9 protein-coding genes and 1 pseudogene are annotated in these 10,500 nt (G+C 70.1%); 6 read left to right on the forward strand and 4 right to left on the reverse strand.

The features are described from left to right. The 3 genes from MBEBAB_RS13630 to lpdA all read left to right on the forward strand — a co-directional run. On the forward strand, positions 1-1,552 hold a 1,552-nt coding region (locus MBEBAB_RS13630), incomplete at its 5' end, for a PAS domain-containing sensor histidine kinase (RefSeq protein WP_045319396.1). A gap of 71 nt (positions 1,553-1,623) precedes the next feature. Beyond that, positions 1,624-2,094 (forward strand): hypothetical protein, encoded by a 471-nt coding sequence (locus tag MBEBAB_RS13635; protein ID WP_021698573.1) that lies wholly within the window; start codon positions 1,624-1,626, stop codon positions 2,092-2,094. Between the two features lie 117 nt (positions 2,095-2,211). Continuing rightward, the gene (lpdA, locus tag MBEBAB_RS13640) at positions 2,212-3,645 is read left to right on the forward strand and encodes a dihydrolipoyl dehydrogenase (RefSeq protein WP_021698574.1); all 1,434 of its coding nucleotides are present in this window, start codon (positions 2,212-2,214) and stop codon (positions 3,643-3,645) included. A 23-nt stretch (positions 3,646-3,668) separates the two neighbouring features. Here the strand turns inward: lpdA and MBEBAB_RS13645 are convergent, their stop codons facing one another. The 3 genes from MBEBAB_RS13645 to MBEBAB_RS13655 are packed head-to-tail and all read right to left on the reverse strand — an operon-like array spanning position 3,669 to position 5,023. Then, complete coding sequence (locus tag MBEBAB_RS13645; protein WP_021698575.1) at positions 3,669-3,893, reverse strand: YdcH family protein; 225 nt, start codon at positions 3,891-3,893, stop codon at positions 3,669-3,671. A gap of 36 nt (positions 3,894-3,929) precedes the next feature. Further along, a complete protein-coding gene (locus tag MBEBAB_RS13650) occupies positions 3,930-4,412 on the reverse strand; it encodes a TIGR02444 family protein (protein WP_021698576.1) in 483 nt (160 codons plus the stop codon). Then, positions 4,409-5,023 (reverse strand): UbiX family flavin prenyltransferase, encoded by a 615-nt coding sequence (locus MBEBAB_RS13655; protein WP_045319397.1) that lies wholly within the window; start codon positions 5,021-5,023, stop codon positions 4,409-4,411. The genes MBEBAB_RS13650 and MBEBAB_RS13655 overlap by 4 nt, the downstream gene beginning before the upstream one ends. 114 nt (positions 5,024-5,137) lie before the next feature. Between MBEBAB_RS13655 and MBEBAB_RS13660 the strand changes: the two genes are divergently transcribed. Continuing rightward, positions 5,138-5,311 (forward strand): YdcH family protein, encoded by a 174-nt coding sequence (locus MBEBAB_RS13660; RefSeq protein ID WP_021698578.1) that lies wholly within the window; start codon positions 5,138-5,140, stop codon positions 5,309-5,311. Positions 5,312-5,387: 76 nt separating this feature from the next. Here the strand turns inward: MBEBAB_RS13660 and MBEBAB_RS13665 are convergent, their stop codons facing one another. Continuing rightward, positions 5,388-6,068, reverse strand: a complete 681-nt coding sequence (locus tag MBEBAB_RS13665) for a DUF1013 domain-containing protein (RefSeq protein ID WP_045319398.1) — start codon at positions 6,066-6,068, stop codon at positions 5,388-5,390. Between the two features lie 157 nt (positions 6,069-6,225). Here MBEBAB_RS13665 and polA point away from each other — a divergent pair, with 157 nt between their 5' ends. Together polA and MBEBAB_RS13675 are read left to right on the forward strand one after the other, a co-directional pair. Further along, positions 6,226-9,171 (forward strand): DNA polymerase I, encoded by a 2,946-nt coding sequence (gene polA, locus MBEBAB_RS13670; RefSeq protein ID WP_162471536.1) that lies wholly within the window; start codon positions 6,226-6,228, stop codon positions 9,169-9,171. Positions 9,172-9,294: 123 nt separating this feature from the next. Next, positions 9,295-10,468: pseudogene (locus MBEBAB_RS13675) on the forward strand (aspartate aminotransferase family protein). Positions 10,469-10,500 lie beyond the last annotated feature (32 nt).

Raw genomic sequence — 10,500 nt, forward strand, 5'->3', positions numbered from 1 at the left:
CCTTGTCGAGACCGACCTGGGCGGCAAGTTCATCTTCGCCAACCGCGCCGCGCACCAGCTGCTGGGACGCCGCGACGCCGAGCTGCTGGGCCTGCGCTTTCACTCCGCCACCTGGGGCATCACCTATCCCGACGGCCGCCCCGTGCCGCCCGACCTGCTGCCCAGCGCCCGGGCCCTGCGCGGCCAGACGGTCAAGGGCTTCCAGCACATCATGGCCAACCCCTCCAGCCGCCGGAAGATGCTGGTCTCGGTCACGGCCATGCCCATCGTCGGGCCTGTGGGCGAGGTGATCGGCTCCACCGCCGCCATCGTCGAGACCGACAGCCTGATTCAGCCCGAACCCGCGCCCGCGCCGGAGCCCGTCGCCGCCCCGGTCGATCCCGGCCTGACCCGGCGGGTGTTCGACGCCGCCTCCAGCGCCCTGGTGGTTCTGGATGCGGACGGACGGGTGCGCGAGGCCAACCGCACGGCGCTGGAGCGCCACGGCCTGGACGCCGGGGCCGTCGAGGGCCTGGACTTCGCCGACCTGTTTCTGGCGCTGGACGAGCGTACGGAGGGCCGCATGGCCCTGAACGCCGCCCGCGCCGCCGATCCGGGCGCGGCCGCGCCGATCGCTGCGGCCTCGGGCCTGACCTGGCGCATCCTGGCCCTGCCGGGCGAGGACGGCGCCCTGCTGCTGGCGGGCGAACGCACGCCGGAGCCTCTGCCCGAAATCCCCGCTGAAGACACGACCGACGACCCGACCGAGGCCCTGCGCGCCGAGCTGGAGCAGGCGCGCGCCCGCCTGACCGCGCTGGAGGACCGCGCCGCCGAGGACCGGGCCGAGCTGACGGCCGCGCGGCGGCTGGAGAACGTGGGCCGTCTGACCGGCGGCGTCGCGCACGACTTCTCGGCCCTGCTGGGGGTCATGACCAGCGCCCTCGACATGCTGCTGAAACAGGCGGACCAGCCCGACCGGGTGCGCCGTCTGGGCGGCGCGGCCCTGAACGCAGGCCGGCGCGGCGAGGCCCTGACCCGGCGTCTGGCCGCCTTCAGCCAGGGCGAGGACGCGGTCATGAACCGGCTGGACCTGTCGGTCCTGCTGAAAAGCATGGAGCCGACCCTGCGCCACATGGCGGGCGAGGACGTGGACCTGATGATCGAGGCGCCCGACCGGCCCATGGAGGCGGTGATCGACCCGGCCGCCTTCGACGGCGCCGTGCGCGCCCTGCTGGACAACGCCGTTCAGGCGCTGGAGGGGCGCGGCTCCGTGGCCGTTCGGCTGGACGAGACGCCCGAGGGCCAGTGGCGCCTGTCGGTGCGCGACAACGGCCCGGGCATGGACAGCGACGTCCTGGCCCGCGCCTCCGAGCCCTTCTTCACCACCCGGGACGGCGCCACGGGTCTGGGCCTGTCCCAGGCTTACGCCTTTGCGCGCCAGTCGGGCGGGCGGCTGTCCATGGACAGCGCGCCGGGCGAGGGGACCGAGGCCGCCCTGATCCTGCCGCCCGCGCCGGAAATCGCCGCGGAAACCGCCCCCGCCGCGCCCGAGGCCGAAGCCGCGGAATCCTGAACCGGGATTTCGCCGTTCTGTCAGCGCCCGTCTGCTGCTAGGCTGCGCCCAGAGGGAACAGGGAGGCGGTCATGAAGATCCTGCGGTTCATTCTGGTCATGGTGGTGATCGGCTATGCGGGCTGGCTGGCCTGGCCGTTCATCTCGCCGTTCCTCGAGGGGGCGGGTCCCGAGACGGCGGCGGCGCGCTCCGGCGCCGTTGTGGCGCTGGATTCCGGCGGTGACCTGCCCACCGCGGCTCTGTGGATCGGGGCGGTGGTCCTCTATCTGGTCAGCGCCCTGCTGCTGGGGGCGGGCAATCCCCGCGCCGTCGTCGCCTATTTTCTGGGCTTTCTGGCCGACATCGTGCTGCGGCTGGCCATGAGCCCGGATCGGGGCGTCTCCGCCGACATCGCCGCGCGCTCGGCCGAGGCCGTCCCCGCCCCGGCGGGGCTGGACCCGCAATGGATCGTCATCGCGGCTCTGGTGCTGGTGGGCCTGCTGGTCATGGCGGCCAGCCGCCGGGTGCGCCGCAGCCGCGCGCCGGGGCAGCTGACGTCCTGACACCGGACGCGGCGGCTTGCCCTCGCGGCCGCTGAGGCCATATCAGGGGTGGAGACGGCCGCCTGTCCCGGGTTATGAGCGGGCGCGCGCCTCCCCGCCGAAACTCAAGGACTCATCATGGCCGACGCCCCCCAATCCGCTCCGCAATATGACGTGGTCATCATCGGGGGCGGGCCCGGCGGCTACAACGCCGCCATCCGCGCGGGACAGCTGGGCCTCAAGGTCGCCTGCGTCGAGATGCGCGACACCCTGGGCGGCACCTGCCTGAACGTGGGCTGCATGCCCTCCAAGGCCCTGCTGCACGCCTCCGAAATGTACGAGGCGGCCGGGACGGCGTTCGCCGGGCTGGGCATCAAGGTCGGCGACCGCGCGCTCGACCTGGGTCAGATGATGAAGCAGAAGGACGACAGCGTCGGGCAGCTGACCAAGGGCATCGAGTTCCTGTTCAAGAAGAACAAGGTGGACTGGCTCAAGGGCCGGGGCCGCATCGCCGGCCGAAAAGGGGAGTGGGGCCAGGTCGAGGTCGAGGCCGCCGACGGATCGAAGACCACCGTGGCCGCGAAGAACATCATCATCGCCACCGGCTCCGAGCCCACCCCCCTGCCGGGCGTGGAGTTCGTGGAGGGCAAGGTGATCGACTCCACCGGCGCCCTGTCGCTGTCGGCGGTGCCGAAGAAGCTGATCGTCATCGGCGCGGGCGTGATCGGGCTGGAGCTGGGCTCGGTCTGGCGTCGTCTGGGCGCCGAGGTCGAGGTTGTCGAGTATCTGGACAAGATCGGCGCGGGCATGGACGCCGAGGTGGCCACGGCCTTCCAGCGCGGCCTGACCAAACAGGGCATGACCTTCCGCATGGGCACGAAAGTCACCGGCGCCAAGGTGGTCAAGGACGGCGTCGAGCTCATGATTGAACCCGCGGCCGGCGGCAAGGCCGAGACCCTCAAGGGCGACGTGGTGCTGGTGGCCATCGGCCGCCGCCCCTACACGGCGGGCCTGGGGCTGGAGACGGTGGGCATCGAGACCGACAAGCGCGGCTTCATCGCCAACGACCACTTCAAGGCCGGTCAGGACGGCGTCTGGGTCATCGGCGACGTGACCTATGGCCCCATGCTGGCCCACAAGGCCGAGGAGGACGCCGTGGCCGCCGTCGAGCTGATCGCGGGCAAGGCGGGCCATGCGGACTACAACCTGGTCCCCAGCGTCATCTACACCGCCCCCGAAGTGGCCTGGGTCGGCAAGACCGAGGAGCAGCTGAAGGAAGCGGGCGTCGAATTCAGGAAGGGCAAATTCCCCTTCGCCGCCAACAGCCGCGCCAAGATCAATCACGAGACCGAGGGCTTCGTGAAGGTTCTGGCCGATCCGAAGACCGACCGGGTCCTGGGCGTGCACATCTATGGGCCGCAGGCGGGCGAGCTGATCGGCGCGGCCTGCATGACCATGGCCTTCGGCGGCGCCTCCGAGGACATCGCCCGCACCTCCTACGCCCACCCCACGCGCTCGGAAGCCCTCAAGCAGGCCGCCATGGGCGTCGAGGGCTGGATCATGCAGGCCTGATTTCGGTCCCGCGCTCCGCCTCGTCAGGCGATGATGTCGGGCAGGATGCGGGCCTCGATCTTCACGATCTCGTCGCGCAGGGCCAGTTTGCGGCGCTTCATGCGGGCGATGCGCAGCTGGTCGGGCACGGGCACGGCGCCCAGGGCCTCGATGGCGGCGTCCAGGTCGGCGTGCTCCTGACGCAGGGCCTTCACCCGGTCGTGCAGCTCGCGCTCTTCGGTGTCGGAAAGGTCTTCGTCGTCGTTCATGGAGCCCCCGTCCGCGTCCTTATAGCCAAGGCCGAGTCAGGCCGGAAGCCGCTTGACCAAGGCCTCGGCCAGATGGCCGAGCGCCGGGCGCGGGATCTGGTCGCCCCATTGGCGGGCCACGCGGACGAGCAGGTCGACCGTCGCCGGCGCCTTGCCGCCCGGCTCGGGGGCCAGCCCCTCCAGCGCCAGAATCAGACGGCGCTCGGCCTCCAGCTCGACGGCCTTGACCTGGGCCCGCACCGCCTCGCGGTCGGCGTCGGCCATGTCGGGGCGGCGGGTCTTCAGGGCGCGGCGCAGCTCGCGCAGCGGGACCACCGCATGGTCGGCCCAGACCCGGGTGGTGTCGATGGCGCCCTCAAGGGCGTCCTCGTCCGGCGTCCGGCCGGTCTCGGCGCACCAGGCGGCCCACAGCAGAAGCGGGACGGCCTGTTCGTGAACATCCTGCAGATGAAGGCATTCCTCGGCCACGCCGGGCGCGGCGTAGGCCGCCGCGGCCCAGTCCCAGAACCCGTCGCTCATTCCGGCGCGTCCGCCGCCATGCCCTGCCAGCGGCGCACCGGCGCCCAGTCCAGACCGAACAGGTCCAGCATCCGGCCCACCGACTGGTCGATCATGGCCTCGATGGAGGCAGGCTTCGCATAGAGGGCGGGCAGGGGCGGGGCGATCACCGCGCCCATCTCGGCCAGGGCGGTCAGGGTGCGCAGGTGGCCCAGATGCAGCGGCGTCTCGCGCACCATCAGCACCAGACGGCGGCGCTCCTTCAGGGTCACGTCGGCGGCGCGGGTCAGCAGGGTGGAGGTCACGCCGGTGGCGATCTCGCTCATGGTCCGCACCGAACAGGGCGCCACCACCATGCCCAGGGTGCGGAACGAGCCGGACGAAACGGACGCTCCCACGTCGCCGATCTTGTGGACCACCGACGCCTTGTCGTTGAGCTCGGCGAGAGAAAGAGTCGTTTCCTGCGACAGGGTCATGGCCGCCGCGCGGCTGACCACCAGGTGGCTTTCCACGCCCAGATCGTTCAGGGCGTCCAGCGTCCGGACGCCGTAAGCCACGCCGGATGCTCCGGAAATTCCCACGATCAGGCGCGGCCGGGCGCCGGATACGGCTCTGTTCACATCATCGGCCATATTGGGCGCCATGCTCCCCATGTCCCTGCGACGGCCCGTGTCACCGGAATGTGATTCTACAGGTCGCCGCGAGGGGCGTTGGATTGTCTGGTCCCTTAACATGGAGGCGCAAGCATGGCCATTGACGCTCGCATTCGCGAACTGGGAAATCGTCACCGCAATCTGGATGAGACCATCCAGCAGGAAATGACCCACCCCAGCGCCGACTCGCTGCGCGTCAGGGAGCTCAAACAACAGAAGCTCCGACTGAAGGAAGAGATACGAACGCTCGAGGCGCGGCTGAACTAGCGGCGCCTCCGACTGAAAACGAGAAAGGCCCCGCCGGTCACCGGCGGGGCCTTTTGCATTCGGTGATGAGGCCGGCTCAGTCCTCGTTGGAGCCGAACACCGACGCCGCCGTGGGCTCGGCGCCGCGGCGCTCGCGGGCCTCGGGGGTGAATTCGGGTTCTTCCTCGACCGGGGCCTCGGCCTCGCCGGCGGGGGCCAGCACGCCGCCGCCCTTCTTCGCGTCGTCGCGGGCCTTCTTCTCGGCGGCCTTCTTGACCAGCTCGTCCAGCTGCATCTGGCTGGTCAGGCCCAGGGTCACCGGATCCACCGGCTTGATGTTGGGGCTGTTCCAGTGGGTGCGGTTGCGCACGCTCTCGATGGTGGCCTTGGTGGTGCCCAGCAGCTTGGAGATCTGGGCGTCGGTCACCTCGGGGTGGTTGCGCACGAACCACGAGATAGCGTCCGGGCGGTCCTGACGGCGCGACACGGGCGTGTACTTGGGCCCCTTCCTGGCGGGCTTGAACAGCTCGGCGTGGGCGCTGACCACCGCCTTCATGCGGTAGTTTTCGTCGTTCTGGGCCTTGTCCAGCTCCTCGCGGGTCAGCTGGCCGTTGACGATGGGATCCGAGCCGCGGATGTCGCGGGCCACGTCGCCGTCGGCGATGCCGCGCACTTCCAGCGGGTGCAGGCCGCAGAAGTCGGCGATCTGGTCGAAGCTGAGCGAGGTGTTGTCCACCAGCCAGACCGCGGTGGCCTTGGGCATCAGAATGTCGGTCATGGGTTGAAACCCCTGGGAATGCGGCCCGGCGAAGCAGGCGTTGAAAACAGCGGCGCCCGACCTTTCGGCCGGGCGCGGATGGCTTTCCATACGCCCATTCCGGGCAAAAGGAAACGGGCGGCTGACGGCGGCGACCCGGCGCACTATGTTGCCCGCCATGTCCGAGCCCGCCGATTCCACCGCCCCTCAAGGCGCCCCAGAGAACACCGTTGCGATCGACCGTCCCCTGACCCAGGACGGGCCGCCGGTGCGGCTGTATCTGATCGACGCCTCGGCCTACATCTTTCGGGCCTACCACGCCCTGCCGCCCCTGACGCGCAAGTCCGACGGCCTGCCGGTGGGCGCGGTGCAGGGCTACTGCAACATGCTGTGGAAGCTGATGCGGGACTTCAAGGGCGAGGACGGGCCGACCCATCTGGCGGCCATCTTCGACCATTCGGAAAAGACCTTCCGCAACGATCTGTACCCCCAGTACAAGGCCCACCGCCCGCCGCCGCCCGAGGACCTGATCCCCCAGTTCGCCCTGGTGCGCGAGGCCACCGCCGCCTTCGGCCTGCCCTGCGTGGAGCTGCCCGGCTACGAGGCCGACGACCTGATCGCCACCTACGCCTGCAAGGCGCGCGACATGGGCGGCAAGGCGGTGATCGTCTCGTCCGACAAGGACCTGATGCAGCTGATCGGCGACGGGGTGGTCATGTACGATCCCATGAAGGACGCCGTGCTGGAGCATGAGGCGGTCATGGCCAAGTTCGGCGTCGGGCCGGACAGGGTGGTGGACGTGCAGGCCCTGATCGGGGACTCCACCGACAATGTGCCCGGCGCGCCGGGCATCGGGGTCAAGACCGCCTCGGCCCTGATCGCCGAATACGGCGACCTGGACACGCTTCTGGAGCGGGCCCACGAGATCAAGCAGAACAAGCGGCGCGAGACCCTGATCGAATACGCCGACCAGATCCGCCTGTCGCGCGAACTGGTGCGCCTGACCTGCGACGCCCCGGCGCCGGAGCCGATCAGCGACTTCGTGGTGCGCGATCCCGACCCGGCGACGCTTTCGGCGTTCCTGGACAGGATGGAGTTCCGCTCGCTGGCCCGGCGGGTGGGCGACGGCAAGGCGCCGGAGAAGAACGGGGCCACCTTCCCAAACGGCGGGCTGCGGGCCAAACCGGTCAGCGCCCCGGTGGCCACGCCCCGCTACGCCCCGGCCGAAAGCGTCACCCCGGCCGAGCCGCACCTGTTCGACACCGACGCCTATGAGTGCGTGACCACCCTCGCGGCGCTGGAGGTCTGGATCGCCGAGGCGAAGGCCGCGGGCGTCATCGGCTTCGACACCGAGACGGATTCCCTGTCGTCCAGCCATGCGGAGCTGTGCGGCCTGTCGCTGGCCACCGGCCCGAACCGCGCCTGCTACATCCCCCTGACCCACGACCATCCGGGCGAGGCGGACGGCGGCGGCGGGCTGGACTTCGAGGGCGCGGGCCGCGCCCGGCCGGACCAGATCGAGATCGAGGAGGCGCTGGCGAAGCTCAAGCCGCTGCTGGAGGATCCGTCGGTCCTGAAGGTTGGCCAGAACATCAAATACGATCTGGCGGTGATGAAGCGGCACGGGATCGCCGTGGGCCCCATCGACGACACCATGCTGATCTCCTACGTGCTGGGCGGCGGGCTGCACCCCCACGGCATGGACGAGCTGGCCAAACGCCACCTCGGCCACGAGCCCATCGCCTTCAAGGCCGTGGCCGGGACCGGCAAGGCCCAGAAGAGCTTCCGCCACGTGGAGCTGAAACCGGCCACCTGCTACGCCGCCGAGGACGCGGACGTGACCCTTCGCTTGTGGCGCATCCTGAAACCGCAGCTGGCGGCCGAGGGCCTGACCAACGCCTATGAGACGCTGGAGCGCGGCATGCCCGCGGTGCTGGCGGACATGGAGATCGCGGGCATCCGGGTGAACCCGGACCGGCTGCGCGCCCTGTCCAGCGAGTTCGGCATGCGCATGGCCGAGCTGGAGATCACCGCCCACGAACTGGCGGGCCGCCCGTTCAATCTGGGCAGCCCCAAGCAGATCGGCGAGATCCTGTTCGGCGAGATGGGGCTGGAGGGCGGCAAGAAGACCGCCTCGGGCCAGTGGGGCACCGATGCGTCCGTGCTGGAGGAGCTGGCCCTCACCCACGACCTGCCGCGCACCCTGCTGGACTGGCGCCAGCTGGCCAAGCTCAAGGGCACCTACACCGACGCCCTGGTGCTGGCGGCGGATCCCGAGACCCACCGGGTGCATACCAGCTTCCAGCTGGCGGCGGCCTCCACCGGGCGGCTGGCCTCATCGGACCCGAACCTGCAGAACATTCCCATCCGCACCGAGACGGGCCGCCAGATCCGCCAGGCCTTCATCGCCCGGGACGGCCATGTGCTGATCTCGGCGGACTACAGCCAGATCGAGCTGCGGCTGCTGGCCCACATCGGCGACATCCCCGAGCTGAAGGCCGCCTTCAAGGCCGGGCTGGACATCCACGCGGCCACCGCGTCCGAGATGTTCGATGTGCCCCTTTCGGAGATGACGCCCGAGACCCGTCGCCGGGCCAAGGCGATCAATTTCGGCATCATCTACGGCATCTCCGCCTTTGGTCTGGCGGCCCAGCTGGGCATCGGCCAGGGCGAGGCGGGGGCCTATATCAAGACCTATTTCGAACGCTTCCCCGGCATCCGCGACTACATGGACCGGACCAAGGCGCTGGTGCGCGAGCAGGGCTATGTCACCACCCTGTTCGGGCGGCGGGTGCATGTGCCGGCGATCCACTCCAAGTCCGGCGCCGAGCGCCAGTTCGGCGAGCGCGCCGCCATCAACGCCCCGATCCAGGGCGCCGCGGCCGACATCATCCGCCGCGCCATGATGAGGATGCCCGCCGCCCTGCGTGACGCGGGGCTTCAGACCCACATGCTGCTGCAGGTGCACGACGAACTGGTGTTCGAGGCCCCCGAGGCCGAGGCCGACCGCGCCATGGCCGTGATCCGCAAGGTCATGGAGACCGCCCCGCTGCCCGCTGTCCAGCTCACCGTCCCCATCGACGTGGAAGCCAAGGCGGCCGCCAACTGGGATCAGGCGCACTAGGGCCAGGGGGCGGTGTTGACTCCCTCCGCCCGCAAGCGGACAACACCGTCCTGCATGGTCCCGGCGCGCCCCGCCGGGGCTGTTTTCTTTTCAGGGAAGGAGCCCGTCGTGTCCGGTCATCTCATGGGAGTCTACAATCGCGCCCCGGTCGAGGTGGAGCGCGGCGAGGGCGCCCGGCTTTATGCGACGGACGGCACGGCCTATCTGGACTGCGTGGCGGGCATCGCCACCAATTCCCTCGGCCACCGGCACCCGCGTCTGGTGCAGGCGCTGAAGGACCAGGCTGACAAGCTGTGGCACACCTCCAACATCTTCCGCATTCCGGGGCAGGAGGCGCTGGCCGACCGTCTGACGGCCGAGAGCTTCGCCGACGTGGTGTTCTTCGCCAACTCGGGGACCGAGGCGGTCGAGGCGGCCATCAAGACCGCGCGCCGCTATCACTACGCCAACGGAAACACCGACCGCATCGACATCATCGGCTTTGACGGCTCGTTCCACGGCCGGACCTATGCGGCCATCAATGCGGCGGGCAACCCGTCCTATGTGGAGGGCTTCGGCCCCCGCCTGCCCGGCTATGTGCAGGTGACCTTCGGCGACATGGAGGCCATCAAGGTCGCCATCGACAGCCCCACCGCCGCCGCCGTGATCCTCGAGCCGGTCCAGGGCGAGGGCGGCGCGCGCGCTTCCCCGACGCCGACCTGCGCCAGATCCGCCAGTGGTGCGACGACGCCGGCGTGCTGCTGGTGCTGGACGAGGTGCAGTCCGGCATGGGCCGCACCGGCAAGCTGTGGGCCCACGAATGGGCCGGGATCACCCCGGACATCATGGCCGTGGCCAAGGCGCTGGGCGGCGGCTTCCCCATCGGCGCCTGCCTGGCCACCACCGAGGCGGCCAAGGGCATGGTGGCCGGCGTGCACGGCACCACCTTCGGCGGCAATCCCCTGGCCATGGCCGTGGGCCATGCCGCCCTGGACGAGATCGCCAGGCCGGAAACCCTCGCCAATGTGGCGGAGATCTCCGGCTATCTGACCCAGCAGCTGCACGGTCTGAAGGAGCGCTTCCCCGACATCATCGTGGACGTGCGCGGGCGCGGCCTGCTGATCGGCGTCAAGCTGGTCCCCAACAACCGCGAGTTCATGGGCTGGGCCCGCGACGGCCAGCACCTGCTGGTGGCCGGCGGCGGCGACAACTGCGTGCGCCTGCTGCCCCCCCTGACCCTCACCCTCGACGAGGCCCGCGAGGCCGTCGAGAAGTTCGAAAAGACCTGCGAGCCGCCCGGGAGAAAATGGCGGCGTGAGATCAGTCCTTCTCCCGGTGGGAGAAGGGGGA

It is taken from the genome of Brevundimonas abyssalis TAR-001 (genome assembly GCF_000466985.1).
GTDB lineage: Bacteria > Pseudomonadota > Alphaproteobacteria > Caulobacterales > Caulobacteraceae > Brevundimonas > Brevundimonas abyssalis.